Annotated in this window: 22 protein-coding genes; 8 read left to right on the top strand and 14 right to left on the bottom strand. The window is 71.0% G+C overall.

Going from position 1 to position 26,042, the window contains the following annotated elements; translation table 11 throughout:
- Positions 1-6: 6 nt before the first annotated feature.
- Positions 7-1,428 (bottom strand): Fe-S cluster assembly protein SufB, encoded by a 1,422-nt coding sequence (gene sufB / locus HN013_RS19145; protein WP_171167792.1) that lies wholly within the window; start codon positions 1,426-1,428, stop codon positions 7-9.
- Positions 1,425-2,228 carry an ArsR family transcriptional regulator gene (locus HN013_RS19140; RefSeq protein WP_171167790.1) on the bottom strand — a complete coding sequence of 268 codons (804 nt, stop codon included), beginning with the start codon at positions 2,226-2,228 and terminating at the stop codon, positions 1,425-1,427. The genes sufB and HN013_RS19140 overlap by 4 nt, the downstream gene beginning before the upstream one ends.
- Positions 2,229-2,377: 149 nt before the next feature.
- Here HN013_RS19140 and HN013_RS19135 point away from each other — a divergent pair, with 149 nt between their 5' ends.
- The 3 genes from HN013_RS19135 to HN013_RS19125 all read left to right on the top strand — a co-directional run bounded on the left by HN013_RS19135 (position 2,378) and on the right by HN013_RS19125 (position 5,187).
- Complete coding sequence (locus tag HN013_RS19135; protein ID WP_171167788.1) at positions 2,378-3,337, top strand: ABC transporter ATP-binding protein; 960 nt, start codon at positions 2,378-2,380, stop codon at positions 3,335-3,337.
- On the top strand, positions 3,334-4,104 hold the full coding sequence (locus HN013_RS19130) for an ABC transporter permease (RefSeq protein ID WP_171167786.1): 771 nt from the start codon (positions 3,334-3,336) through the stop codon (positions 4,102-4,104). The genes HN013_RS19135 and HN013_RS19130 overlap by 4 nt, the downstream gene beginning before the upstream one ends.
- A 96-nt stretch (positions 4,105-4,200) precedes the next feature.
- Positions 4,201-5,187 carry a COX15/CtaA family protein gene (locus tag HN013_RS19125; protein ID WP_171167784.1) on the top strand — a complete coding sequence of 329 codons (987 nt, stop codon included), beginning with the start codon at positions 4,201-4,203 and terminating at the stop codon, positions 5,185-5,187.
- A gap of 75 nt (positions 5,188-5,262) precedes the next feature.
- Here HN013_RS19125 and HN013_RS19120 read toward each other — a convergent pair whose 3' ends face one another.
- Positions 5,263-5,625, bottom strand: a complete 363-nt coding sequence (locus HN013_RS19120; protein ID WP_171167782.1) for a hypothetical protein — start codon at positions 5,623-5,625, stop codon at positions 5,263-5,265.
- 102 nt (positions 5,626-5,727) lie between these two features.
- Positions 5,728-6,669 (bottom strand): heme o synthase, encoded by a 942-nt coding sequence (locus tag HN013_RS19115; RefSeq protein WP_312018643.1) that lies wholly within the window; start codon positions 6,667-6,669, stop codon positions 5,728-5,730.
- A gap of 415 nt (positions 6,670-7,084) precedes the next feature.
- Here HN013_RS19115 and tkt point away from each other — a divergent pair, with 415 nt between their 5' ends.
- Genes tkt through pgl form a run of 5 tightly spaced genes read left to right on the top strand, consistent with a single transcriptional unit; the run spans position 7,085 to position 13,636 of the window.
- A complete protein-coding gene (gene tkt / locus HN013_RS19110; RefSeq protein ID WP_171167777.1) occupies positions 7,085-9,166 on the top strand; it encodes a transketolase in 2,082 nt (693 codons plus the stop codon).
- Positions 9,167-9,203: 37 nt separating this feature from the next.
- Positions 9,204-10,319 carry a transaldolase gene (gene tal / locus HN013_RS19105; protein ID WP_171167775.1) on the top strand — a complete coding sequence of 372 codons (1,116 nt, stop codon included), beginning with the start codon at positions 9,204-9,206 and terminating at the stop codon, positions 10,317-10,319.
- A 1-nt stretch (position 10,320) separates the two neighbouring features.
- Complete coding sequence (gene zwf, locus HN013_RS19100) at positions 10,321-11,844, top strand: glucose-6-phosphate dehydrogenase (RefSeq protein ID WP_171167773.1); 1,524 nt, start codon at positions 10,321-10,323, stop codon at positions 11,842-11,844.
- The gene (gene opcA, locus HN013_RS19095) at positions 11,841-12,857 is read left to right on the top strand and encodes a glucose-6-phosphate dehydrogenase assembly protein OpcA (RefSeq protein WP_171167771.1); all 1,017 of its coding nucleotides are present in this window, start codon (positions 11,841-11,843) and stop codon (positions 12,855-12,857) included. Before zwf ends, opcA begins: the two co-directional genes overlap by 4 nt.
- On the top strand, positions 12,854-13,636 hold the full coding sequence (gene pgl / locus HN013_RS19090; RefSeq protein ID WP_171167769.1) for a 6-phosphogluconolactonase: 783 nt from the start codon (positions 12,854-12,856) through the stop codon (positions 13,634-13,636). The genes opcA and pgl overlap by 4 nt, the downstream gene beginning before the upstream one ends.
- Positions 13,637-13,837: 201 nt before the next feature.
- On the opposite strand, the gene pgi is transcribed toward pgl, so the two are convergent.
- The 10 genes from pgi to rapZ form a co-directional block, all read right to left on the bottom strand.
- Positions 13,838-15,490: a glucose-6-phosphate isomerase gene (gene pgi / locus HN013_RS19085; protein WP_171167941.1), complete on the bottom strand. Its 1,653-nt coding sequence runs from the start codon at positions 15,488-15,490 to the stop codon at positions 13,838-13,840.
- A gap of 171 nt (positions 15,491-15,661) precedes the next feature.
- Complete coding sequence (locus HN013_RS19080; protein ID WP_003957010.1) at positions 15,662-15,997, bottom strand: RNA polymerase-binding protein RbpA; 336 nt, start codon at positions 15,995-15,997, stop codon at positions 15,662-15,664.
- 157 nt (positions 15,998-16,154) lie between these two features.
- Positions 16,155-16,391, bottom strand: a complete 237-nt coding sequence (gene secG, locus HN013_RS19075) for a preprotein translocase subunit SecG (protein ID WP_171167767.1) — start codon at positions 16,389-16,391, stop codon at positions 16,155-16,157.
- 125 nt (positions 16,392-16,516) lie between these two features.
- Positions 16,517-17,293, bottom strand: a complete 777-nt coding sequence (gene tpiA / locus HN013_RS19070; RefSeq protein ID WP_171167765.1) for a triose-phosphate isomerase — start codon at positions 17,291-17,293, stop codon at positions 16,517-16,519.
- Between the two features lie 6 nt (positions 17,294-17,299).
- Positions 17,300-18,511: a phosphoglycerate kinase gene (locus tag HN013_RS19065; protein WP_171167763.1), complete on the bottom strand. Its 1,212-nt coding sequence runs from the start codon at positions 18,509-18,511 to the stop codon at positions 17,300-17,302.
- Positions 18,512-18,633: 122 nt separating this feature from the next.
- A complete protein-coding gene (gap, locus tag HN013_RS19060; RefSeq protein ID WP_171167762.1) occupies positions 18,634-19,638 on the bottom strand; it encodes a type I glyceraldehyde-3-phosphate dehydrogenase in 1,005 nt (334 codons plus the stop codon).
- 191 nt (positions 19,639-19,829) lie between these two features.
- Complete coding sequence (locus HN013_RS19055) at positions 19,830-22,775, bottom strand: M14 family metallopeptidase (RefSeq protein WP_171167754.1); 2,946 nt, start codon at positions 22,773-22,775, stop codon at positions 19,830-19,832.
- A 193-nt stretch (positions 22,776-22,968) separates the two neighbouring features.
- A complete protein-coding gene (gene whiA / locus HN013_RS19050) occupies positions 22,969-23,988 on the bottom strand; it encodes a DNA-binding protein WhiA (protein ID WP_171167752.1) in 1,020 nt (339 codons plus the stop codon).
- Positions 23,979-25,028 (bottom strand): uridine diphosphate-N-acetylglucosamine-binding protein YvcK, encoded by a 1,050-nt coding sequence (gene yvcK, locus HN013_RS19045; protein WP_171167750.1) that lies wholly within the window; start codon positions 25,026-25,028, stop codon positions 23,979-23,981. The genes whiA and yvcK overlap by 10 nt, the downstream gene beginning before the upstream one ends.
- Positions 25,025-25,927, bottom strand: a complete 903-nt coding sequence (gene rapZ / locus HN013_RS19040) for an RNase adapter RapZ (RefSeq protein WP_121797710.1) — start codon at positions 25,925-25,927, stop codon at positions 25,025-25,027. Before rapZ ends, yvcK begins: the two co-directional genes overlap by 4 nt.
- Between the last annotated feature and the right edge of the window lie 115 nt (positions 25,928-26,042).

Here is a 26,042-nt window from a genome sequence, read left to right as displayed (position 1 = left end):
GGCCGGTCAGCCGACCGCGCCTTCCATCTGCAGCTCGATCAGCCGGTTGAGCTCCAGCGCGTACTCCATCGGCAGTTCGCGGGCGATCGGCTCGACGAAGCCGCGCACGATCATCGCCATGGCCTCGTCCTCCGACAGCCCGCGGCTCATCAGGTAGAAGAGCTGGTCGTCGCTGACCTTGGACACGGTGGCCTCGTGGCCCATGGACACGTCGTCCTCGCGGACGTCCACGTAGGGGTAGGTGTCCGAGCGGGAGATGGTGTCCACCAGCAGCGCGTCGCACAGCACGTTGGACTTGGAGCCGTGGGCGCCCTCGCCGATCTCGATCAGACCGCGGTACGAGGTGCGGCCGCCGCCCCGCGCCACGGACTTGGAGACGATGTTGGAGGAGGTGTTGGGCGCCATGTGGACCATCTTGGCGCCGGCGTCCTGGTGCTGGCCCTCGCCGGAGAAGGCGATGGACAGGGTCTCGCCCTTGGCGTGCTCGCCCATCAGGTAGACGGCGGGGTACTTCATCGTCACCTTGGAGCCGATGTTGCCGTCGACCCACTCCATGGTCGCGCCCTCGTACGCCACGGCGCGCTTGGTGACCAGGTTGTAGACGTTGTTCGACCAGTTCTGGATGGTCGTGTAGCGGCAGCGGCCGCCCTTCTTCACGATGATCTCCACGACGGCGCTGTGCAGCGAGTCGGAGGAGTAGATCGGGGCGGTGCAGCCCTCTACGTAGTGCACATAGGCGTTCTCGTCGACGATGATCAGGGTCCGCTCGAACTGGCCCATGTTCTCCGTGTTGATCCGGAAGTAGGCCTGGAGCGGAATGTCGACGTGGACGCCCGGCGGGACGTAGATGAAGGAGCCGCCGGACCACACGGCCGAGTTCAGCGAGGCGAACTTGTTGTCGCCGACCGGGATCACCGTGCCGAAGTACTCCTGGAAGAGCTCGGGGTGCTCCTTCAGGGCGGTGTCGGTGTCCAGGAAGATGACGCCCTGCTCCTCCAGGTCCTCACGGATCTGGTGGTAGACGACCTCGGACTCGTACTGCGCGGCGACACCGGCGACCAGACGCTGCTTCTCCGCCTCGGGGATGCCCAGCTTGTCGTAGGTGTTCTTGATGTCCTCGGGCAGGTCCTCCCAGGAAGCGGCCTGCTTCTCGGTGGAGCGCACGAAGTACTTGATGTTGTCGAAATCGATGCCGGAGAGGTCCGAGCCCCAGGTCGGCATGGGCTTCTTGTCGAAGAGCTTCAGGCCCTTGAGACGCAGCTTGAGCATCCACTCCGGCTCGGACTTCTTGGCCGAGATGTCGCGGACGACCTCCTCGGAGAGGCCGCGCTTGGCCGCGGCACCGGCCGCGTCGGAGTCGGCCCAGCCGTATTCGTACGTGCCCAGGCCCTCGAGCTCAGGGTGGGCAGTCTCCGTGGGGAGAGTCATGCGGGGTTCCTCCCGGCCGTGCTGGTGGATGCTGTGGTGGTCTTGTTGGGGATGAACGTCGTGCACACCCCGTCGCCGTGGGCGATGGTGGCAAGACGTTGCACATGCGTTCCGAGCAGGCGGGAGAAGACCTCGGTCTCCGCCTCGCACAGCTGCGGGAACTGCTCGGCGACGTGGGCGACCGGGCAGTGGTGCTGGCAGAGCTGTTCGCCGACCGGCGCTGTGCGCGCCGTAGCAGCGTACCCGTCCTCGGTCAATGCCCGGGCCAGCACTCGGGCCCGCTCCTCGGGGGGAGCGGCCTCCAGTGCCTCGCGGTAGCCCTCGGCCTGGGCTGCCATCCGGGCACGGGCGAAGGCGGCGACCGCGGCCTCGCCCATCTCCCCGCCGCCGGCGGCCTGGGCGATCCAGCGCAGGGCGTCGGCCGCCAGCTTGTCGTAGGCCTGGTCGAAGGCGTCCCGGCCGCAGTCCGTCAGGGCGAAGACCTTGGCGGGGCGGCCGCGCGTACGGGCTCCGTAGACCCGCTTCTCGCGGGGCTCGACCATGCCCTCGGCGCCCAGCGTGTCCAGGTGGCGGCGGACCGCCGCCTGGGTGAGCTCCAGGCGCAGGGCCAGCTCGGCCGCGGTGGACGGACCGTGATCGAGGATGGAGCGGACGACGCGGGCGCGGGTGCCGCGCTGTTCGTCGTGGGCGCGCTGCTCGTCCCGGGCCGCGGGTACCGCGGGCGCGGTGGGTACGCCGGGGTCCGACCCGGCGGCCGCCTCGGCCGCGGGCCCCTCCGGAGCCTCGCCCGCGTATTTCACAACACCATTGTTGCGTAATTGGCCGAGCCGGGACAAGCCTCGGCGGGCCACCCGGCGGTGGTCTCGATCACTAAGGGTCACCTAACCGGCACGGCGACCTCCACCCCCGGCGGCATCCGGGGCGCCGTGGAGTTCGTAGACTTCCCGCCATGCGCAGCGCCTTCCCGGGGGACCCCCGGACCCCCGGCCGGGAGCCGGCTGTCGAGGTCCGCGGCCTCGTCAAGCGGTACGGACGGAAGACCGCGGTGGACGGGCTCGACCTCTCCGTCGCGGCCGGCACCCTCACCGCCGTCCTCGGCCCCAACGGGGCCGGCAAGACCACCACCGTCGAGACCTGCGAGGGCTACCGCCGCCCCGACGCCGGCACGGTCCGGGTGCTCGGGCTCGATCCGGTGGCCGACGCCGCGGCCCTGCGCCCGAAGGTCGGCGTGATGCTCCAGAGCGGCGGGATCTACTCCGGCGCCCGCGCCGACGAGATGCTGCGGCACGTCGCGGCCCTGCACGCCCACCCGCTGGACGTCGGCATGCTGATCGACCGCCTCGGCCTCGGCACCTGCGGGCGCACCACCTACCGGCGGCTCTCCGGCGGCCAGCAGCAGCGGCTCTCCCTGGCCATGGCCGTGGTCGGCCGCCCCGAGCTGGTCTTCCTCGACGAGCCGACGGCCGGCCTCGACCCCCAGGCGCGCCGCGCGACCTGGGACCTGGTCCGCGAGCTGCGCGAGGACGGCGTCACCGTTGTGCTCACCACCCACCACATGGAGGAGGCCGAGGAGCTGGCCGACGACGTCGCGATCATCGACGCCGGCCGGGTCATCGCCCAGGGCAGCCCCGAGGAGCTGTGCAAGGGCGGCGCCGAGAACACCCTGCGCTTCACCGGCCGGGCCGGCCTGGACGTCGCCTCCCTCCTGAAGGCCCTGCCCGCCGACTCGGCGGCCGTCGAGCTGACGCCCGGCTCGTACCGGGTCAGCGGCGCCATCGACCCCCAGCTGCTCGCCACGGTGACCACCTGGTGCGCGCAGCACGGCGTGATGCCGGACCGGATAGCCGTCGAGCGGCACACGCTGGAGGACGTCTTCCTGGAGCTCACGGGCAAGGAGCTGCGCGCATGACCACCACCGGTACCTTCACCCCCCGGCCCGGCGCCGCCCCGCTCTCCCGGATGATCCGGGCGCAGGCCGCGCTGGAGACCCGGATGCTACTGCGCAACGGCGAGCAGCTACTGCTGACGGTCATCATCCCGACCCTGCTGCTGGTCCTGTTCAGCACGGTGGACGTCGTCGACACGGGCGACGGCGAGGCCGTCGACTTCCTGGCCCCCGGCGTCCTCGCGCTGGCCGTGATGTCCACGGCCTTCACCGGGCAGGCCATCGCGACCGGCTTCGAGCGCCGGTACGGGGTGCTCAAGCGGCTCGGGGCGTCCCCCCTGCCGCGCTGGGCGCTGATGACCGCGAAGACGGCCTCGGTGCTGGTCACCGAGGTGCTCCAGGTCGTCCTGCTGACGGTGATCGCCTTCGCGCTCGGCTGGTCGCCGCACGGCAACCCCTTCGCCGTGCTCCTGCTGCTCGTCCTCGGCACGGCGGCGTTCTCCGGGCTGGGGCTGCTGATGGCGGGCACGCTGAAGGCGGAGGCGACGCTGGCGGCGGCGAACCTGGTCTTCCTGCTGCTGCTGGTGGCCGGCGGGGTCATCGTGCCGCTCGACCGGTTCCCGGACGCCGCGCGGGCGGTGCTGGAGCTGCTGCCGATCTCGGCCCTGTCCGACGGGCTCCGGGACGTCCTGCGGGACGGTGCGGGCATGCCCTGGCGCGACCTCGGCATCCTGGCCGTGTGGGCGGTGCTGGGCCTGGGCGCGGCGGGCCGGTTCTTCCGCTGGGAGTAGCCCGCTCCGCCCCGGCGGGCCGCCCTCATCAGGGACTTCGACGGCGCGCCGACCCCTCGTGAATCCATGCACAAGCGGGCCTCTACGATGGCTCCCGTGCCGAATTCGCTGAATCCCCTCCAGCTCATCGCCGACCGCTGGCAGCCCTCCGCGCGGGTCGTCCGACGGGCCGCGTTCGCCTGCGTCGTCATGGCCGTGGTCATCGTGGTGACGGGTGGCGCGGTCCGGCTCACGCAGTCCGGTCTGGGCTGCCCGACATGGCCGACCTGCACCGAGGACAGCCTCACGCCCACCCCCGAGATGGGCATCAACGGCGTCATCGAGTTCACCAACCGCATGCTGACGTACGTGCTCTGTGCGGTCGTCGGCGTGGCGATCATCGCGGCCCGTGCGCGGACCCCGCGCCGCCGGGACCTGACCCGGCTGGGCTGGGCGCAGTTCTGGATCGTCGCGGGCAACGGCATCATCGGCGGCGTCACGGTGCTGACCGGCCTCAACCCGTACATCGTCGCCGCGCACTTCCTGGCGGCGACCTCGCTGCTGACGGTCGCCGTCCTCATGTGGCACCGGGCGGGCGAGGGCGACGACGAGCCGCGCGATCTGGTGGCCCGTCCGGTGCGCCAGCTCAGCTGGGTGCTGGTGGTCGCGAGCGTCCTGCTGATCGTGGCGGGCACCGTGGTCACCGGCTCCGGGCAGCACGCGGGCGACGCGAAGAAGGACGTCCACCGCATCCCGCTGAACTTCCGCGAGATCACCCAGCTCCACGTCGACCTGGTCTTCGTCGTGATCGGCCTGACGGTGGCGCTGTGGTTCGCGCTCCGGGCCGTGAAGGCGCCGGGCGGGCCGCGGCGCCGGGTGGTGGAGCTGTTCGTCGTACTGATGCTGCAGGGCGCCGTCGGCTACGTGCAGTACTTCAACGACTCGCCCGAGATCGTCGTCGGGGCGCACATGTTCGGATCCTGCCTGGTCTGGATCGCCGTACTGCGGGCCTTCCTCTCGCTGCGGGACCGCGGCGAGCTGCTGACGCTGCCGTCCCCCGCCGGGGAGCCCGAGCCCGCGTCCCTGACGGCCTCCGGGCGGTAGGCGGCGGGATCCCGGAAACGCCGGAGGGCCGACACACGTTCGTGTCGGCCCTCCGGCGTTTCCGCTCCCGGGACGTCAGCCGTTGGCCGGCCCGCCCACCTGGATCCCGGCCATCCGGGACCACTCGTACCGCCCCGTGCGCACCTTCGCGGCCATCTCCCCGTCGAAGTCCTCGTGCAGCGTCAGCCCGGCCAGCTCGGCCGCCTTCTCCGCCGTCGCGTAGGACCCGGCCACCAGGTTCCCCCACTCCCCGTTCGCGCCCACGAGCGCGATCCGGGTCGTGCCACGCCCTATGTGGGCGAGCTGCCCCTCCGCGCTCCCGCCGTGGGTCCGCGCGAAGTCGCTGATCTGCTTGGCCAGCCGGGCCGCCCGACGCTGCGCCTTCGCGTCGAGCGGAGCCTCCCCGGGCTGCGTTTCGGCCTGCTTGGTGTCTGCCATGAGCAGGATGCTACCGACGGGTAGCCCAGATGGCGACGGGCGGCGCGGGTGGCTTTGACCACCCGCGCCGCCCGTCCGGAAGAGCGTGCGACGACCGCGGGGCTACCGCAGGAAGGGATCGATCGCGACGGCGGTGAAGAGCAGCGAGACGTAGGTGATCGACCAGTGGAAGAGCCGCATCTCCTTCAGCTTCGCCCCGGTGACCTCGGCCTTGGCGCGGGCCTGCAGGGCGTGCGCCTCCTTGAGCCACAGCCCGCCGCAGGCCACCGCCACGACCGTGTAGAACCAGCCGGTGTAGCCCAGCGGCGTCAGCAGCAGCGAGACGGCCACCATCACCCAGCTGTAGAGGACGATCTGCCGTGCGACGACCTTGTTGCCGGCGACGACCGGCAGCATGGGCACGCCGGCCCGCTCGTAGTCCTCCTTCACCTTCATCGACAGCGGCCAGTAGTGCGGCGGCGTCCAGAAGAAGATGACGAGGAAGAGGATCACGGACGCCCAGGAGAGCTCGTTGCGCACCGCCGACCAGCCGATGAGGACCGGCAGACAGCCCGCGATGCCGCCCCAGACGATGTTCTGCGCGGTGCGGCGCTTGAGAATCATCGTGTAGACGACGGTGTAGAAGAGCGAGGCGCCGAGCGAGAGCATCGCCGACAGGGGATTGGCGAAGTACCAGAACCAGACGGTCGAGCCGACGGTCAGCACCACCGAGAAGACCAGGGCCTCGGGGGGCGAGACCATGCCGGTGACCAGCGGCCGCTGGGACGTCCGGTCCATCATGGCGTCGATGTCCCGGTCGTAGTACATATTGAACGCTGCCGCGCCGCCGGCCGAGAGGTAGCCTCCGAAGCAGGTGGCCAGCACGAGCCACATGTCCGGAACGCCCTCGGCGGCGAGGAACATCACCGGCACCGTCGTCATCAGCAGCAGCTCGATGACGCGCGGCTTCGTCAGCGCCACGAAAGCCTTGACACGGGCCCCGAACGGCCGGTGATTGGGACTCTCGACGAGTACCCCCGCAGGACGGGATTCGACGGCCGTCACGCACACCCCTGACAGAGATAAGGCCAGCAAGCACATCCGGCCCGAATCGGCCGGGGAAGACTTGCGCGTACCAAGCCACTCTAGACGCAGGGCATGGCACGGCCTCCGCCGGGGTGGGTCGTGTTGGCCCCCTGCGGAAAGGGCCCGAGCGTGCCCCCGCGGGCACCTTCCGAGAGGCGGGCTCCGGCTGCGCACCGCACGCTGGACATATGACGGACACCCGTCGGACGGGAATCTTTTCCGCCCCGGCCCGGTTGCCACCGCGTGCAGCGGGCAGCCGAGCAGCTGCCGGTCGTCCACCGACGATATGCAGAAAAGACGTGTGTCCCGCGAGGGTAGGCTCGACACCGCCGCGTCGTGGCGGAACATACCGCCCCCGGCCAGAAACACATGTGGAGAGGAGCCCTGACCTAGGGTGAGCACCAAGCCGACCACCACAGACCTCGAGTGGACCGAACTGGACCAGCGGGCCGTCGACACCGCCCGCGTCCTGGCCATGGATTCCGTGCAGAAGGTCGGCAACGGCCATCCCGGTACGGCCATGAGCCTGGCGCCCGCCGCCTACCTGCTCTTCCAGAAGCTGATGCGGCACGACCCCAGCGACGCCGACTGGACCGGCCGTGACCGCTTCGTCCTCTCGCCCGGCCACACCAGCCTGACGCTCTACGTCCAGCTCTTCATGGCCGGCTACGGCCTGGAGCTGTCGGACCTCAAGGCGTTCCGCACCTGGGGCAGCAAGACCCCGGGCCACCCGGAGCACGGCCACACCCGCGGTGTGGAGACCACCACCGGCCCGCTCGGCCAGGGCATCGCCAACGCCGTGGGCATGGCGATGGCCGCCCGCTACGAGCGCGGCCTGTTCGACCCGGAGGCCCCGGCGGGCGAGTCGCCCTTCGACCACACCATCTGGGCGATCGTCTCCGACGGCGACCTGGAGGAGGGCATCTCCGCGGAGGCCTCCTCGCTCGCCGGCCACCAGAAGCTCGGCAACATCGTCGCCCTCTACGACGACAACCACATCTCGATCGAGGGCGACACCGCGACGGCCCTCTCCGAGGACGTCCTCAAGCGGTACGAGGCCTACGGCTGGCACGTCCAGCGCATCGAGCAGTCCCCCAACGGCGACTTCGACATCCAGGCGCTGCACGCGGCGCTGAAGGCGGCGCAGGAGGAGACCTCGCGTCCCTCCCTGATCGCCGCCCGGACGATCATCGCGTGGCCCGCCCCGAACGCCCAGAACACCGAGGCCGCGCACGGCTCGGCGCTCGGCGACGCCGAGGTGGCCGCGACCAAGGAGGTGCTGGGCTTCGACCCCAAGCAGACCTTCCAGGTCGAGGACGACGTCTTCGCGCACGTCCGCAAGGTCGTCGACCGCGGCCGCGCCGCGCACGCCGCCTGGGACAAGCGTCTCCAGAAGTGGCGTCAGGCCAACCCCGAGCGGGCCGCCGAGTTCGACCGCATCGACGCGGGCGAGCTGCCCGACGGCTGGGAGAAGGCCCTCCCCTTCTTCCCGGCCGGCAAGTCCGTCGCGACCCGCAAGGCGTCCGGCGAGGTCCTCAAGGCCCTCGGCGCGGTCGTCCCCGAGCTGTGGGGCGGCTCCGCCGACCTCGCCGGCTCGAACAACACCACGATCGACGCGTCGTCGTCGTTCCTCCCGGAGGGCAACCCGCTCCCCGAGGCGAACCCCTACGGCCGCACGATCCACTTCGGCATCCGCGAGCACGCCATGGGCTCGACCATGAACGGCATCGCGCTGCACGGCAACACCCGTGTCTACGGCGGCACCTTCCTGGTGTTCTCCGACTACATGCGCCCCGCCGTCCGGCTCGCCGCGCTGATGAAGCTGCCGGTCACCTATGTGTGGACGCACGACTCCATCGGTCTCGGCGAGGACGGCCCGACGCACCAGCCGGTCGAGCACATGGCCGCGCTCCGCGCCATCCCGGGCCTCAACATGGTCCGCCCGGCCGACGCCAATGAGACGGCCATCGCCTGGCGCGAGATCATGAAGCGCCACGCGAGCAAGCCGGCTCCGCACGGTCTGGCCCTCACCCGCCAGAACGTCCCGACCTACGAGGCCAACGAGGGTGCGGCCAAGGGCGGCTACGTGCTGTTCGAGGCCGAGGGCGGCCGCCCGCAGGTGATCCTCATCGGCACCGGCTCCGAGGTCCAGATGGCCGTCGAGGCCCGCGAGCGGCTCCAGGCCGAGGGCATCCCGACCCGTGTGGTCTCGATGCCGTCCGTGGAGTGGTTCGAGGAGCAGGACCAGGCGTACCGCGACGGCGTCCTGCTGCCGGACGTCAAGGCCCGCGTGGCCGTCGAGGCGGGCATCGGCCTGACCTGGCACCGCTACGTCGGCGAGGCCGGCCGCATCGTCTCGCTGGAGCACTTCGGCGCCTCCGCCGACTACCAGGTGCTCTTCCAGGAGTTCGGCCTGACCTCGGAAGCCGTCGTCGAGGCCGCCCGCGAGTCCCTCGCCGACGCCGGCCGCCGCTGACGCGCAAGCAAACAACTCAGTAGGAGATGCAGAACCCATGACAGACGCACTCAAGCGCCTCTCCGAGGAAGGCGTCGCGATCTGGCTGGACGACCTGTCCCGCAAGCGCATCACGTCCGGCAATCTGTCGGAACTGATCGACGGCAGCCACGTGGTGGGCGTGACCACCAACCCGTCCATCTTCCAGAAGGCGATCTCCAGCGGTGACGGCTACGAGCAGCAGCTCGCCGACCTCGCCGCCCGCAAGGTCACCGTCGAAGAGGCCATCCGCATGATCACGACGGCGGACGTCCGCGACGCCGCCGACATCCTGCGCCCGGTCTTCGACGCGACGGACGGCCAGGACGGCCGGGTCTCCATCGAGGTGGACCCGCGTCTGGCGCACAACACCCGCGCCACCGTGGCCGAGGCCAAGCAGCTCGCGTGGCTGGTCGACCGCCCCAACACCCTGATCAAGATCCCGGCGACCAAGGCGGGCCTCCCGGCCATCGCCGAGACCATCGGCCTGGGGATCAGCGTCAACGTCACGCTGATCTTCTCGCTGGAGCGCTACCGCGCGGTCATGGACGCCTACGTGACCGGTCTGGAGAAGGCCAAGGCCGCCGGTCTGGACCTGTCGCTGATCCACTCGGTGGCGTCCTTCTTCGTGTCCCGCGTGGACACCGAGATCGACAAGCGCCTGGACGCGCTGGGCACCGAGGAGGCCAAGGCGCTCCGCGGCAAGGCCGCGCTGGCCAACGCCCGCCTCGCCTACCAGGCGTACGAGGAGGTCTTCTCGTCCGACCGCTGGCTGGCCCTGGAGAAGGCCGGCGCCAACAAGCAGCGTCCGCTGTGGGCGTCGACCGGCGTCAAGGACCCGGCGTACAAGGACACCCTGTACGTGGACGACCTGGTCGCCCCGAACACGGTGAACACCATGCCGGAGGCCACCCTGGAGGCCGCCGCCGACCACGGGCGGATCACCGGTGACACCGTGCGCGGCACGTACGAGCAGGCCAAGGCCGAGCTCGACGCGATCGCGAAGATCGGGATCTCGTACGACGACGTCGTGCAGCTCCTGGAGGACGAGGGCGTCGACAAGTTCGAGGCGTCCTGGAACGACCTGCTGAAGTCCACCGAGGCGGAGCTCAAGCGCCTCGCACCGGAGGCGTGAATTGAGCAGCAGCAATCCGCTGCGTGACGCACAGGACCGACGGCTTCCGCGTATCGCGGGGCCGTCGGGCCTGGTCATCTTTGGCGTCACGGGCGATTTGTCACGGAAAAAGCTGATGCCCGCCGTGTACGACCTCGCCAACCGGGGTCTGCTGCCGCCGGGCTTCTCCCTGATCGGCTTCGCCCGCCGCCAGTGGCAGGACGAGGACTTCGCGCAGGTCGTGCACGACGCCGTCAAGGAGCACGCGCGCACGCCCTTCCGCGAGGAGGTATGGCAGCAGCTGGTACAGGGCTGCCGGTTCGTCCAGGGCGACTTCGACGACGACGCCGCGTTCGAGACCCTCAAGGACACCATCGAGGAGCTCGACAAGGCCCAGGGCACGGGCGGCAACTTCGCCTTCTACCTCTCGGTGCCGCCGAAGTTCTTCCCCACCGTCGTCCAGCAGCTCAAGAAGCACGGCCTGGCCGAGCAGACGGAGAACTCCTGGCGCCGCGCGGTCATCGAGAAGCCGTTCGGCCACGACCTGAAGAGCGCCCAGGAGCTCAACAGCATCGTCCACGACGTCTTCCCGCCCAACGAGGTCTTCCGGATCGACCACTACCTGGGCAAGGAGACGGTCCAGAACATCCTGGCGCTGCGCTTCGCCAACACCCTCTTCGAGCCGATCTGGAACCGGTCCTATGTCGACCACGTACAGATCACCATGGCCGAGGACATCGGCATCGGCGGCCGGGCCGGCTACTACGACGGCATCGGCGCCGCGCGCGACGTCATCCAGAACCACCTGCTCCAGCTGCTGGCGCTGACCGCCATGGAGGAGCCCGCCTCCTTCGACGCGGACGCCCTGGTCGCCGAGAAGACCAAGGTGCTGGGCGCCGTCCGGCTCCCCACGGACCTGGGCAAGGAGACCGTGCGCGGCCAGTACGCGGCCGGCTGGCAGGGCGGCCAGAAGGTCGTCGGGTACTGCGAGGAAGAGGGCATCGACCCGCGGTCGAAGACCGACACCTACGCCGCGATCAAGCTGGAGATCGACAACCGCCGCTGGGCGGGCGTCCCCTTCTACCTGCGCACCGGCAAGCGGCTCGGCCGCCGCGTCACCGAGATCGCGGTCGTCTTCCAGCGCGCCCCGCACTCCCCCTTCGACGACACCGCCACCGAGGAACTGGGCCAGAACGCCCTGGTCATCCGGGTGCAGCCGGACGAGGGCGTCACCCTGCGGTTCGGCTCCAAGGTGCCGGGCACCTCGATGGAGGTCCGGGACGTCTCGATGGACTTCGCCTACGGCGAGTCGTTCACCGAGTCCAGCCCCGAGGCGTACGAGCGGCTCATCCTCGACGTGCTGCTCGGGGACGCCAACCTCTTCCCGCGCCTCAGGGAGGTCGAGCTCTCCTGGCAGATCCTCGACCCGATCGAGGAGTACTGGGACAAGCACGGCAAGCCCGCGCAGTACCCGGCCGGCACCTGGGGGCCGGTCGAGGCGGACGAGATGCTCGCACGAGATGGACGGAGCTGGCGTCGGCCATGAAAATCGATCTGACGGACACCACGGCCAGCAAGATCAACAATGCTCTGGTCCAGGGGCGCCGCGCCATCGGCACCCCCGCCATCGGCATGGTGCTCACGCTGGTCATCGTCACCGACGAGGAGCACGCCTACGACGCGCTCAAGGCCGCCAACGAGGCGTCCCGCGAGCACCCGTCGCGCAAGCTCGTCGTCATCAAGCGCGTCAGCCGCTCGCCGCGCGACCGCGCCCAGGCCCGGCTCGACGCCGAGGTCCGGGTCGGCACCAGCGCCGGCACCGGCGAGACGGTCGTCCTCCGGCTCTACGGCGAGGTCATAGACCACGCCCAGTCGGTCGTCCTGCCGCTGCTGCTGCCGGACGCGCCCGTCGTCGTCTGGTGGCCGGTCAACTCGCCGCTCCACCCGGCGAAGGACCCGCTGGGCGTCCTCGCCCAGCGCCGGGTCACCGACACCTACGCGGCCGAGGAACCGGTCTCGGAGCTCGCGGCCCGCGCCGCGAACTACGCGCCCGGCGACACCGACCTGGCCTGGACCCGGATCACGCCGTGGCGCTCGATGCTCGCGGCCGCCCTGGACCAGCAGGCCGTCGAGGTCACCGGCGCCGAGGTCGAGGGCGAGGGCTACAACCCCAGCGGCGAGCTGCTGGCCATGTGGCTCGCGGACCGCCTCGGGGTGCGCGCCCGGCGCACCGTCTCCGAGGGCCCCGGCCTCACGGCCGTCCGCCTGGAGACCAAGGACGGCGTCATCACGCTCGACCGCCCGGACGGCTCGCTCGCCAAGCTCACCATGAAGGGCCAGCCGGACCGCGCCGTGGCACTCAAGCGGCGGGAGACCGCGGAGCTCCTCGCGGAGGAGCTGCGCCGGCTCGACCCGGACGACATCTACGAGTCGGCGCTGAAGTACGGCGTGGACCGGCTCGGCGAGGCGGCCCCGGCTCCTGAGGAGAAGGCCGCTCCGGCTTCGGAGGAGAAGCCCGCTCCGAAGAAGAGCCCGTCCAAGAAGGCGGCGGCCAAGTGACCTCCGCCCCGCAGATCGTCGTCCACCGGGACAAGGATCTGATGGCCCGGGCCGCGGCGGCCCGGCTGATCACGAAGATCGTGGACGCCCAGGCCGCCCGCGGCTCCGCCTCCGTCGTCCTCACGGGCGGGCGCAACGGCAACGGGCTGCTCGCGGCCCTCGCCGCCTCGCCCGCCCGGGACGCGGTCGACTGGTCGCGGCTCGACCTGTGGTGGGGCGACGAGCGGTACCTGCCCGACGGCGACGCCGAACGCAACGTCACGCAGGCCCGCGAGGCCCTGCTCGACGCCGTGGGCCTGGACCCCTCCCGGGTCCACCCCATGCCCGCGGCCGACGGCACCCACGACGACGCCGACGCGGCCGCCGAGGCGTACGCGGCCGAACTCGCCGCCGCCGCCCGGCCGGAGGACCACGGCTCCGTGCCCTCCTTCGACGTCCTCCTCCTGGGCGTCGGCCCCGACACCCACGTCGCCTCGCTCTTCCCCGAGCTCCCCGGCGTCCGCGAAACCGACCGCACCGTCATCGGCGTCCACGGCGCCCCCAAGCCGCCGCCCACCCGCATCTCCCTCACCCTCCCCGCCATCCGCGCGGCCCGGGAGGTCTGGCTCCTCGCCGCGGGCGACGACAAGGCCCACGCGGTGGCGCTCGCGCTGAGCGGTGCGGGTGAGATCCAGGCTCCGGCGGCGGGGGCGTACGGGCGCAGCCGCACGCTGTGGCTGCTGGACCAGGCGGCGGCGGGGCAGCTGCCGCGGGGCTTGTATCCGCCGGCGTCGCCCTGACGGGCGTGGGGGTGCCCCGCACCCCCCTGAAACCGCGCTCCGCGCGGTTGTCCTCAAACTCCCCCAGAGGGGGCACCCCCAACGGGCTGACTTCAGCCCGTCCGGCGTTTGAGGACGCGCGCCGCAGGCGCGCTCAGGGGGTGCGGGGGCTTGCCCCCGCAAGAAACGGTGAAAGGGAGGGCCAGGGGCACCCCCCGCGCGTCAGCGCCCCCGAACCGCCCGGTACCGGGCGACGAGCGCCGAGGTGGACGCATCCAGCCCCTCCACCGAAACCCCCTCAGTGAGCGCAGGCTCCACCCGCTTCGCAAGCACCTTCCCCAACTCAACCCCCCACTGATCAAACGAATCCACGTTCCACACCGCCCCCTGCACAAACACCTTGTGCTCATACAACGCGATCAACTGCCCCAGCACCGACGGAGTCAACGCCTCCGCAAGGATCGTCGTCGTCGGCCGGTTCCCCCGGAACGTCTTGTGCGGCACAAGCTCCTCCGGAACGCCCTCCGCCGCGACCTCCTCCGCCGTCTTGCCGAAGGCGAGCGCCTGCCCCTGGGCGAACAGATTCGCCATCAGCAGATCGTGCTGCGCGACAAGCCCGGGCTCCAGATCGTCCACCGGACGGGCGAAGCCGATCAGATCGGCGGGGATCAGCTTGGTGCCCTGGTGGAGCAGCTGGTAGTAGGCGTGCTGGCCGTTCGTGCCGGGCGTGCCCCAGACGACCGGACCGGTCTGCCAGGTGACGGGCCGTCCGTCCCGGTCCACGGACTTGCCGTTGGACTCCATGTCCAGCTGCTGGAGGTAGGCGGAGAACTTCGACAGGTAGTGGCTGTAGGGCAGCACCGCGTGCGACTGCGCGTCGTGGAAGTTGCCGTACCAGATGCCCAGCAGCCCGAGCAGCAGCGGCACGTTCTCCTCGGCCGGCGCCGTGCGGAAGTGCTCGTCGACGAGGTGGAAGCCGGCCAGCATCTCCCGGAAGCGGTCCGGGCCGATGGCGATCATCAGCGAGAGGCCGATGGCCGAGTCGTACGAGTACCGGCCGCCGACCCAGTCCCAGAACTCGAACATGTTGGCGGTGTCGATACCGAAGCCGGAGACCTTCTCGGCATTGGTGGACAGCGCCACGAAGTGCTTGGCGACGGCGTCGTCGCCCGCCCGCAGACCGGTCAGCAGCCAGTTCCGGGCGGAGGTGGCGTTGGTGATGGTCTCGATGGTGGTGAAGGTCTTGGACGCGACGATGAACAGCGTCTCGGCCGGGTCGAGGTCCCGCACGGCCTCGTGCAGGTCCGCGCCGTCCACGTTGGAGACGAAACGGAACGTCAGGTCGCGGGCCGAGAAGGCGCGCAGCGCCTCGTAGGCCATCGCCGGACCGAGGTCGGATCCGCCGATACCGATGTTGACGACGTTGCGGATGCGCTTGCCGGTGTGGCCCTTCCACTCCCCGGAGCGCACGCGGTCGGCGAAGACCTGCATCTTCGTCAGCACCGCGTGGACGGCGGGGACGACGTTCTCCCCGTCCACCTCGACGTCGGCCGACTCCGGCGCCCGCAGGGCGGTGTGCAGCACCGCGCGGCCCTCGGTCGTATTGATCTTCTCGCCCCGGAACATCGCGTCCCGCAGCTCCGCCACGCCCGTCGCCGCCGCGAGCTCGCGCAGCAGCCGCAGGGTCTCGTCGGTGATCAGGTGCTTGGAGTAGTCGATGTAGAGGTCGCCGACGGTCAGGGCGTACTTCTCCGCGCGCCGGGGGTCGTCCGCGAACAGCTCGCGCAGGTGCACCTCCCCCAACTCGTCCCGGTGCTTGGACAGCGCGTTCCACTCGGGCGTGCGGTCGAGCCTGTTACGGGCTTCAGCGTTCATTCCGGACATCAGTCCACTTCTTCTCGTAGCTCCCTCGCCAACCTCCAACTTAATTGATGCCACGTCCATTCCGGATCGCTGCGCCACCGCCGTCCGGGGCTGCCCGCGAACACGACCGGCCCGGCCGGAAGGAGGGTCCTTCCGGCCGGGCCGGTCATACGGGTCCGATCGTCAGATCTCGCCGCGGAGCTTCGCGAGCGCCTCGGCGAGGATGGCCTCGCCGTCCGCGTCGCTGCGCCGCTCCCGGACGTACGCGAGGTGCGTCTTGTAGGGCTCGGTGCGCGGCGGGTCCGGGGGGTTGTCCCGGTCCTGGCCGGCCGGGAAGCCGCAGCGCGGGCAATCCCAGGTGTCCGGCACCTGTGCGTCGCTGGCGAAGCTCGGCTGCGTCTCATGCCCGTTCGAGCACCAGAAGGAGATGCGTAGCCGCGGCGCCGATTCGCCGCGCTCCGCCTCCCCCATGGGCCCCGCCCCGACCCGGCTTCCTCGGATCGCGTTGCCACTTGCCACGGTCGTAACTCCCTGCGTGATGGTGCCGCGGAGCGTGACAGTCCGCTCCGCTGCGGGCGCCCCAGTCTACGTAAGGCCCAACGCGCGTCCACCGGCAGGAGTTACAGACCGGCCGTAAGACGCGGTCACCATCATAGGCCGCGGGTGCGACGGAGCGTCAGCTGTCGAACTTCATCAGCAGGCCGAGCACCACGATGCAGGCGAACCACAGCAGGCCCACCACGACGGTGATCCGGTCGAGGTTGCGCTCGGCGACCGAGGACCCGCCGACGGAGGACTGCATGCCGCCGCCGAACATGTCGGACAGGCCGCCGCCCTTCCCCTTGTGCATGAGCACCAGCATCATCATCAGCAGGCTGAAGACGATGAGGGCGATCGAGAACCCGATGACCACGGCTGGACCAACTCTCTCGGACTGTCACGGACGGACACGGACGATAACGCTGCGGGGCCGGGCAGCGCGTTTGCGCCGGTCCCGGCCCCGACAGGGTACGACGGGCGGGGCCCGTCGTCATACTGCTACTGGTCGCGGAAGCGAACGATCTTGACGAACTCGTCCGCGTCGAGCGCGGCGCCGCCCACCAGGGCGCCGTCCACGTCCGGCTGCGCCATGATCGCGGCGACGTTGCCGGACTTCACCGAGCCGCCGTACTGGATCCGGACCTTGTCCGCCAGCTCCTGGCCGTACAGCTCGGCCAGACGCCCGCGGATCGCCCCGCAGACCTCCTGCGCGTCCTCGGGCGTGGCGACCTCGCCGGTGCCGATGGCCCAGACGGGCTCGTAGGCGATCACGATGGTCTCGGCCTGCTCGGCCGGGACGTCCTTCAGGCCGCCGTCGAGCTGCGCCAGGGTGTAGGCGACCTGGTTGCCCGCCTTGCGGACCTCCAGGCCCTCACCGACGCAGAGGATCGGGACGATGCCGTGCCGGAAGGCGGCCTTGACCTTGGCGTTGCAGAGCTCGTCCGACTCGCCGTGGTACTGGCGGCGCTCGGAGTGGCCGACGGCCACGTAGGAGCACTTCAGCTTGGCGAGCATCGGGCCGGAGATCTCCCCGGTGTACGCGCCGGAGTCGTGCGCGGAGATGTCCTGCGCGCCGTACTTGATCTTGAGCTTGTCGCCGTCGACCAGCGTCTGGACCGAGCGCAGGTCGGTGAAGGGCGGCAGGACGGCGACCTCGACGGCCTCGAAGTCCTTGTCCGCGAGGGCGAAGGCGAGCTTCTGGACATGGGCGATGGCCTCAAGGTGGTTGAGGTTCATCTTCCAGTTGCCCGCCATCAGCGGGGTACGTGCACTCACGGTGTTTCAGTCCTCCAGTGCGGCGAGGCCGGGGAGCGTCTTGCCCTCGAGGTATTCGAGGCTGGCGCCGCCGCCGGTCGAGATGTGGCCGAAAGCATTCTCGTCGAAGCCAAGGATGCGCACGGCCGCGGCCGAGTCGCCACCACCGACGACGGTGAAGCCCGGCGAGTCCAGCAGTGCCTGTGCGACGGCCTTGGTGCCGTTCGCGTAGTCGGGGTGCTCGAAGACGCCCATGGGGCCGTTCCAGAACACCGTGCCCGCGTCGGCGAGCTTCGAGGCGTAGAGCTCCCGGGTCTTCGGGCCGATGTCCAGGCCCTCCTTGTCCGCCGGGATGGCGTCCGAGGCGACGAGGTCCGGGTTGGCCGGGGTCTTGTCCTTGAGGTCCGGGAAGTCGGCGGAGACCAGGACGTCCACCGGGAGGACGAACTCCACGCCGCGCTTCTCGGCCCGGGCCAGGTACTCCAGGCAGGCCGGGATCTGGTCCTCCTGGAGCAGCGAGATGCCGACCTCGTGGCCCTTGGCCTTGAGGAAGGTGTACGCCATGCCGCCGCCGACCAGGATGCGGTCGGCCTTCTCCAGCAGGTGGTCGATGACGCCGAGCTTGTCGGAGACCTTGGCGCCGCCGAGGACGACGACGTACGGGCGCCCGACCTCGTCGGTGAGCTTCTTCAGGACGCCAACCTCGGTGGCGATCAGGTCGCCCGCGGCGTGCGGCAGGCGCGCCGGGAGGTCGAAGACCGAGGCGTGCTTGCGGTGCACGGCACCGAAGCCGTCACCCACGTAGAGGTCGGCCAGCGACGCGAGCGCGTCGGCGAAGGCGCCGCGCTCGGCGTCGTCCTTGCTGGTCTCGCCCGCGTTGAAACGGAGGTTCTCCAGCAGCGTGACCTCGCCGTTGCCGAGGGCGGCAACGGTGGCCTTCGCGCTGTCCCCGACCGTGTCGGTGGCGAACGAGACGTTCGTGCCCAGGATCTCACCGAGCCGCACGGCGGCGGGGGCCAGGGAGAACCGGGGGTCCGGGGCGCCCTTGGGACGGCCCAGGTGGGAGGCGACGATCACCTTGGCGCCCGCGGCGGCGAGCTTCTTGATCGTCGGCGCGACGGCCCGGATGCGGCCGTCGTCGGTGATGGTGGTGCCCTCCAGGGGGACGTTGAGGTCGGCGCGGACGAAGATCCGCTTTCCCTCGACGCCGCTCTGGATGAGTTCGTCGATCGTCTTCATGCGGTGACTCCGGGGACGTCCGTGGGATCGGTCATGGGACGGGGCCCGGACGACGCGCCGTCGCGTCGTTCGAGCCCCGTCCCCTGCATCTCGGTGCCTGTGCGCGTGCCGTCAGGCGGAGATCAGAGCTGGCCGCCGACGAAGACGGTCAGGTCGACCAGGCGGTTCGAGTAGCCCCACTCGTTGTCGTACCAGCCGACGACCTTGACCTGCTTGCCCTGGACCATCGTCAGCTGCGAGTCGAAGGTGCAGGAGGCCGGCCAGTTGACGATGTCCGAGGAGACGATCGGGTCCTCGGTGTACTCGAGGATGCCCTTGAGCTGGCCCTCGGCGGCCTTCTGGAAGGCGGCGTTGATCTCTTCCTTGGTGGTCTCGCGGTCGAGCTCCAGGACGAGGTCGGTGACCGAGCCGGTCGGGACCGGGACGCGCATGGCGATGCCGTCCAGCTTGCCCTTGAGCTGCGGGAGGACCAGGGCGGTGGCCTTGGCGGCACCCGTCGAGGTGGGGATGATGTTCTCCGCGGCGGCGCGGGCGCGGCGCAGGTCGGAGTGCGGGAAGTCCAGGATGCGCTGGTCGTTGGTGTACGCGTGGACCGTCGTCATCATGCCCTTGACGATGCCGAAGCTCTCGTCGAGGACCTTGGCCATCGGCGCCACACAGTTGGTGGTGCAGGAGGCGTTGGAGATGACGTGGTGGTTGGCCGCGTCGTACTTGTCCTGGTTGACGCCCATCACGATGGTGATGTCCTCGTTCTTGGCCGGAGCCGAGATGAGGACCTTCTTCGCGCCGGCGGCGAGGTGCTTGGCGGCGTCCTCGCGCTTGGTGAAGATGCCGGTCGACTCGATGACGATGTCGGCGCCCAGCTCGCCCCAGGGCAGGTTGGCCGGGTCGCGCTCGGCCATCGTCTTGAAGGTCTGGTTACCGACCGTGATCGAGTCGTCGGTGTGGCTGACCTCCTGCCCCAGGCGGCCCAGGATGCTGTCGTACTTGAGCAGGTGCACCAAGGTGGCGTTGTCGGTCAGGTCGTTGACGCCGACGATCTGGATGTCCGCACCCTGCTCCAGGAGCGCACGGAAGTAGTTTCGACCGATACGGCCAAAGCCGTTGATGCCTACGCGGATCGTCACGAACCGATCTCCTCGTTGGTGTGCCGGTCTGTCCCGGCGGCTGTATGGGATGTCCCCGACCACCACCGACCCTACCCCCAACACGGGAGGTACGTGACATTGACGGCCCTGGTGGGAGCGGGGGTCCGCGCCCCCCGAACGGGGGACACGGACCGTTACCACAAGGGGTTACCGCCCGTACGGCCGGCCCGTCATCCGCGGACGGCGCGCAGGGCGGCGCGCAGCAGGGCCGCGCGCTGTTTGCCGTCCTTGACGTGCTCAAGACCGAAGCCCAGCAGCACGGTGTCGGAGGTGGCGACGGCGGCCGAGGAGTGCGCGAGGGCCTTGGAGGGCGCCCAGTCGGCGGCGTTCCGCGGGCTCCCGGCCGGTGCGCCGGGGACGGTCCAGGGGCCGAGCGAGCCGCGCTCGAAGCCCTCGGCCGCCCGGTCGGCGCCGGTGACGACGGCGTCGTCGACGAGGACGCCCGAGCCGCCCGAACCTCCGTCGGTGACGTAGGAGACGGACACCTCGGCCTTCCTGCCCGCGAAGGCGCTCAGGTCGAAGGCGGCGGCGTGCCAGCCCTGGGAGGAGCCGCTGAAGCGGTGCCAGGCGCCCGAGGTGCCGCGGGCCGCGCAGTTCTCGCCGTCGGGCATGAGGTAGTGCCCGAGGAACGGGTGGGCCGACACCAGCGAGCGGCAGCCCTCGGGGACCTGGCTCGTCGTACCGCCGTTCGTGTCGGGCAGCGTGGTCCAGTCGTCCCGGCCGGCCGTGCGCGCCTCGACGACGACGTGGTCGAAGTCCGGTTCGGTGTCGTAGCTGAGGCGGAAGCCGAGCCCGGGCCTGTCGGCGGCTCGGACGCCGGTCAGGTCGACGGTGCGGGCGAGCCGCATCCAGGACCGGTCCTTGTGCCGGGCGGCGGCCATCCAGTCGCCCGCCCAGGGCTCGAACGCGGTGGGCAGGCCCGGGTAGTCGCCGGCCGCCGCGCTGCGGAACCGCGGGAAGTCACGGGACCGCAGGACGTCGGAGGTGACCACGTAGGAGCCGGCCGCGTCCAGCGGGTCGCCCGGCACGTCGGCGAGGTCGGCGCGGACGCCCGCCAGCGGTCCGGTGCCGGCGAAGGTCTTCGGGTGCTCCAGCGAGGTGCGGGCGTAGGCGCCGAGGTAGTACTGGCTGAAGTCGTCGGTGTCGGCACGGCCGACCCGGGAGGCGCCGCCGGCCCGCTTGCCCGCCACGACGAGCTTGCCGCCCTCGTTGACGAAGTCGCGGACGGCGAGCAGGGTGCCGCCGCTCGGCCGGTTGTCGCCGGAGTACCAGACGACCGTCCTGAAGTGCGAGAGCACCCCGAGGGCGTCGGGCGTGCCCTCCCTGGCCACGTCCCAGATGACGCCGTGGCGGCCCGCGGCGTTCAGCGCCTCGGTGTAGGCGACCGCGTGCCGGGCCGGGGCGGTGCCGCCCTCGTCGGCGAGGACCAGGGTGTCGGCCTGCGGGCGGTGCCAGACGGTGTAGGTGAAGGGCTTGCTGCGGGTGGCCTTGCCCTCGGCCGTGCGGCCGGTGAACCACACCTCCACCTTGGCACCCTCGCGGGCGCCCTCGACCGTGCCCCGGTACTGGTCGAAGCGGACGTTGTCCTGGCCGCCGTAGCGCTTGCCGCCCTTCCAGGGGTGGACGGCCGCGGTACGCGTCCGCCCGCCGTCGACACGGTAGTTGAGCCGCTTGTCGCGGACGCTCTTGCGGGCGGTGACCGCGACGGTCTGGTCGGCGCCGCGCGCGAAGGAGGCGGTGAAGCCGTGCGGCGTGAAGTCCGGGGCGCTCATGCCGACCGCGGAGGCCGGCCGGTCACCGCGCGCCGCGGTCTCGGCGACGGAGAGGGCGAAGGGGAGGTTCTTGGTGAACTCCGCCTGGATGAGCTTCCGGTCGTCGGGGAAGGCGAATTCGGACGGGCAGTCCGCCGGGTCCCAGCGGCCGGAGGTGTCCGCGCGCGAGGCGGTGCGGCACGTCGACATCTCCGGGGTGAACATCAACGTCCCGTTGACGTTGGCCGCGTGGCCATCCGCCTCGCCGTTGGTGGTGTACAGCTCGGAGGAGAGCTGCGGGCGGTAGCCGGGGATCGCGGGCTTCTCCGGGGTCCCCGCCAGGGACTTGAGGAGGACGTCGTCGGGCGTGGGCGTGGCGACCTGCCAGCCGACGCCGTAGAGCAGCATCTCCCCCGCCGAGTGGTAGTTGACGGCGTAGGAGAAGCGGAGGCGCTTCTGGAAGGCGTCCAGCGCCCTGGTCTCCGGCTCGGAGCCGGGGGCGGGGCCGCGGTACGTCTCGGAGGCCGGGTCGGGGGACGAGCCCTCGTTGTCGTAGCCCCATTTGAAGGAGAAGTTGCGGTTGAGGTCGACGCCGTCGCCGGGGGCGATCTTCCCGTCGCCGTTGTTGTCCCGCAGGTTCTTCCGCCAGAACCGGGTGTCGGGGCTCTTGAACGTGTGGTCGTAGCCGTCCGGGTTGGCCGAGAGCACGAACCACAGTTCGGTGCTGTCCACGAGGCGGGTGATCCGCCGGTCCTTGCCGTAGCGGTCGAGGTAGTGGTGCATCAGCCGCCGGGTCGTCTCCGGGGTGATCCACTCCCGGGCGTGCTGGTTGGACATGTAGAGCACGGCGGGCTTGGACCCGTCCTTGCTCCGGGCCGCGTTCTTGCTGACCTTGACGGCGAGGATGTCCTGTCCGCGCACGGTCTTGCCGATGCTGACGACCTTGGTCAGCTTCGGGTGGGCCCGGCCGGTGTCGACCATCTCCCGCTGGAGGCCGTTCGGACCGCTGTACGGGCGGAAGACGCCGTCGCCCGCGGCCTTGAGGCGTTCACGGGCGCGAGGCGACATCCGTTTCTCGGTCAGCTTCACACCCTGCCCGCGCAGCGTGCGGGCCTGTCCCGAGGTGAGGTAGAGCTCGACCGGAACGGCCTTGTCCCCGGCGGGCCGGCCCAGTTCGTGGCCGTCGACGCCCGCCTTGAGGAGCAGTGGCACCTGCGCCTGGGTGACCTCTCCGGTCCATACGGTCAGCGCGTCGGAGGCGTCCGCGGCGCCGGCGTCCGGCTGTGCGTGTGCGAAGGGTGTCGCGGTCAGGCCACCGAGCAGCAGCGATGCCGCCACGAGGATCGATCTCGTCCTGCGTCTCATGAACCCCCCTTGCCGTTGTCTGTCCCGTCCATGCCGGACGACAGGCTTCCGAGGGCACATGACCATGTCAATAGGGCCTCGGGGCGGCCGGGAGGCATCGTTCCCGGCGGGACGGGGCGCCCGCCGGGGGAACCGCCGTGAGGACGGCCGGAAGCGGCCCGCGGCGGCCTGAAGAGGACCGTCACGGCCGGTGTCAGCCGGCCATGCCCTTGACCATGCCGTCGACCACGTCCTCGGGCAGGTCGGCCAGATCGCTCAGATTGGACTCGGTCCCGGGGATGCCGAGGTCCTGGGCGCGCTTGTCGGCCATCGCGAGCAGCCGGCGGATCCGGCCGGCCACGGCGTCCTTGGTCAGCGGCGGGTCGGCGAGGGCGCCCAGCTCCTCCAGGGAGGCCTGCTTGTGCTCCATGCGCAGCCGGCCGGCGGCGGCGAGGTGCTCCGGGACCTCCTCGCCGAGGATCTCCAGGGCCCGCTGGACCCGGGCCCCGGCCGCGACGGCGGCCCGGGCGGAGCGGCGCAGGTTGGCGTCGTCGAAGTTGGCCAGCCGGTTGGCCGTGGCCCGTACCTCGCGGCGCATCCGGCGCTCCTCCCACGCCAGCACCGACTCATGGGCGCCGAGCCGGGTGAGCAGCGCGCCGATGGCGTCGCCGTCGCGGACGACCACGCGGTCCACGTTGCGGACCTCGCGGGCCTTGGCGGCGATCTGGAGCCGGCGGGCCGCGCCGACGAGGGCGAGCGCCGCCTCGGGGCCGGGGCAGGTGACCTCCAGGGAGGAGGAGCGGCCGGGCTCGGTCAGGGAGCCGTGGGCCAGGAAGGCGCCCCGCCAGGCGGCCTCCGCGTCACAGGTGGCGCCGGAGACGACCTGCGGGGGCAGGCCGCGGATCGGCCGGCCGCGGCCGTCGACCAGGCCGGTCTGGCGGGCCAGCTGGTCACCGCCCGCCACCACCCGCACCACGTACCGGCTGCCGCGGCGCAGCCCGCCGGGGGCCATCACCACCAGGTCGGAGGCGTGTCCGAAGATCTCCAGGATGTCCTTGCGCAGCCGCCGGGCCGCGATGCCGGTGTCCAGCTCCGCCTCGATCACAATGCGTCCGCTGACCAGGTGGAGTCCGCCGGCGAACCGCAGGATCGCCGAGACCTCCGCCTTCCGGCAGCAGGTCCGGGTGACGGGAAGCCGGGAGATCTCGTCCTTCACCGCTGCCGTCATCGCCATGGGCCGATCCTTCCATGCATCCGAAAAATACGGTCGTACGCGGCGGCCAACAGTTCCGGATCGTGCGTAGCGGAACTCCCCTGCGCGGCGACCGGCGCCAGCTCGACCGTGCCGCCGAGCCGCTTGGCGGCGTCGCGCAGGCTTTCCCGGTCGGGCACGGCGGCCTCGTCGGCCAGCACCACGTCCAGGGCGAGTTTAGGGGCGTGTCGGGCCAAAACCTCCAAATGACGCTGCGGTGAGAAGCCCTCGGTTTCGCCGGGCTGGGGTGCGAGGTTCAGTGAGAGCACCCGGCGGGCCTTCGTCTCCTGGAGCGCTTCGAGCAGTTCCGGCACCAGGAGGTGGGGGATGACGGAGGAGAACCAGGACCCGGGGCCGAGCACCACCCAGTCGGCGTCCAGGACGGCCTCGACGGCCTCGGGGACGGCGGGCGGGTCCTCCGGGACCACGTGCACCGAGTGCACCTCGCCGGGGGTGAGGGCGACGGTGGCCTGGCCGCGGACGGTGGTCACGGCGTCGGGCTCGGCCGGGTCGTGGCCGCGCACCAGCGCCTGGAGCTCCAGCGGGACGGCGGACATGGGCAGCACCCGGCCGTGCGCGCCGAGCAGCTTGCCGACCAGGTCGAGGGCCTGGACGTGGTCGCCGAGCTGTTCCCAGAGCGCGACGATCAGCAGGTTGCCGACGGCGTGCCCGTGCAGGTCGCCCTCGCTGGCGAAGCGGTGCTGGACGACCCGCGACCAGGTGCGCCCCCAGTCGTCGTCGCCGCACAGCGCGGCGAGGGCCTTGCGCAGGTCGCCCGGGGGCAGTACGCCGAGCTCGTCGCGGAGCCGGCCGCTGGAGCCGCCGTCGTCGGCGACGGTGACGACGGCCGTCAGGTCGCCGGTGATCCGGCGCAGCGCGGCGAGCGAGGCCGACAGCCCGCGGCCGCCGCCGAGGGCGACGACCTTGGGCTGGGTGCGGCGCTGGAGGCGCCGCTCGGCGCCGCGTGGTCCGCCGGGGACGATCCGGCGGACGCGGCGGATCCCGAAACCGCGGCCGGTCACTCGCGCCCCATGTCCCGGTGGACGACGACGGTCTCGACACCCTCCGAGACGAGGCGGTGCGCGAGCTTCTCGGACATGGCCACCGAGCGGTGCTTGCCGCCGGTGCAGCCGACCGCGATGGTCACATAGCGCTTGCCCTCGCGGCGGTAGCCGGCCGCGATGAGCTGGAGCAGCTCCGTGTAGCGGTCGAGGAACTCCTTGGCGCCGGGCTGGTTGAAGACGTAGCCCGAGACCTCCTCGTTGAGGCCGGTGAAGGGGCGCAGCTCGGGGACCCAGTGCGGATTGGGCAGGAAGCGGCAGTCCACCACGAGGTCGGCGTCGACGGGGAGGCCGTACTTGTAGCCGAAGGACATGACGGTGGCGCGGAGCTCCGGCTCCTCCTCGCCGGCGAACTGGGCGTCCATCTTGGCGCGCAGCTCGTGGACGTTGAGGCTGGAGGTGTCGATGACCAGGTCGGCGTCGCCGCGCAGCTCGCGCAGCAGGTCGCGCTCGGCGGCGATGCCGTCGACGATGCGCCCGGAGCCCTGGAGGGGGTGCGGGCGGCGCACCGACTCGAAGCGGCGGACCAGGGCGTCGTCGGAGGCCTCCAGGAAGATCACCCGCCGCTTGACCTTCTTGGCGGCGAGGTCCGCGAGGGATTCGCGGAGATTGTCGAAGAACCGCCGGCCGCGGACGTCGACGACCACGGCGATGCGGGCCACATTGCCCTGGGAGCGGGCGCCGAGGTCCACCATGGTGGGGATGAGGGCGGGCGGCAGGTTGTCGACGACGAACCAGCCGAGGTCCTCCAGGCATTTGGCGGCGGTGCTGCGGCCCGCCCCCGACATACCCGAGATGATCACCAGTTCGGGGATGCCCGCCGCCTCGCCGGTCGCGTCCGCCGTCGTGCCCGTACTCACCGTTGCTCCGTTCCGATCGCTGTCGTTCATGCCGTTCTGCATGAGGTGTCCCCCGTTCTGCCGGCGGGGCCGTGGTCGCGGCCCCGTACCGGCCTGCCGTGTGCTCTGTGTTCCC

The organism is Streptomyces sp. I05A-00742 (genome assembly GCF_013055795.1).
Classification (GTDB): Bacteria; Actinomycetota; Actinomycetes; order Streptomycetales; family Streptomycetaceae; genus Streptomyces.
The sequence above is the reverse complement of the archived record's forward strand: the minus strand, read 5'-3'. Positions and strand labels throughout refer to the sequence as shown.

Excerpts from the sequence above, each read along its gene's own strand:
- sufB (WP_171167792.1), bottom strand. The coding sequence starts at position 1,428 with ATGACTCTCCCCACGGAGACTGCCCACCCTGAGCTCGAGGGCCTGGGC.
- HN013_RS19135 (WP_171167788.1), top strand. The coding sequence starts at position 2,378 with ATGCGCAGCGCCTTCCCGGGGGACCCCCGGACCCCCGGCCGGGAGCCG.
- HN013_RS19130 (WP_171167786.1), top strand. The coding sequence starts at position 3,334 with ATGACCACCACCGGTACCTTCACCCCCCGGCCCGGCGCCGCCCCGCTC.
- HN013_RS19120 (WP_171167782.1), bottom strand. The coding sequence starts at position 5,625 with ATGGCAGACACCAAGCAGGCCGAAACGCAGCCCGGGGAGGCTCCGCTC.
- tal (WP_171167775.1), top strand. The coding sequence starts at position 9,204 with ATGACAGACGCACTCAAGCGCCTCTCCGAGGAAGGCGTCGCGATCTGG.
- opcA (WP_171167771.1), top strand. The coding sequence starts at position 11,841 with ATGAAAATCGATCTGACGGACACCACGGCCAGCAAGATCAACAATGCT.
- pgi (WP_171167941.1), bottom strand. The coding sequence starts at position 15,490 with ATGAACGCTGAAGCCCGTAACAGGCTCGACCGCACGCCCGAGTGGAAC.
- HN013_RS19065 (WP_171167763.1), bottom strand. The coding sequence starts at position 18,511 with ATGAAGACGATCGACGAACTCATCCAGAGCGGCGTCGAGGGAAAGCGG.
- HN013_RS19055 (WP_171167754.1), bottom strand. The coding sequence starts at position 22,775 with ATGAGACGCAGGACGAGATCGATCCTCGTGGCGGCATCGCTGCTGCTC.
- whiA (WP_171167752.1), bottom strand. The coding sequence starts at position 23,988 with ATGGCGATGACGGCAGCGGTGAAGGACGAGATCTCCCGGCTTCCCGTC.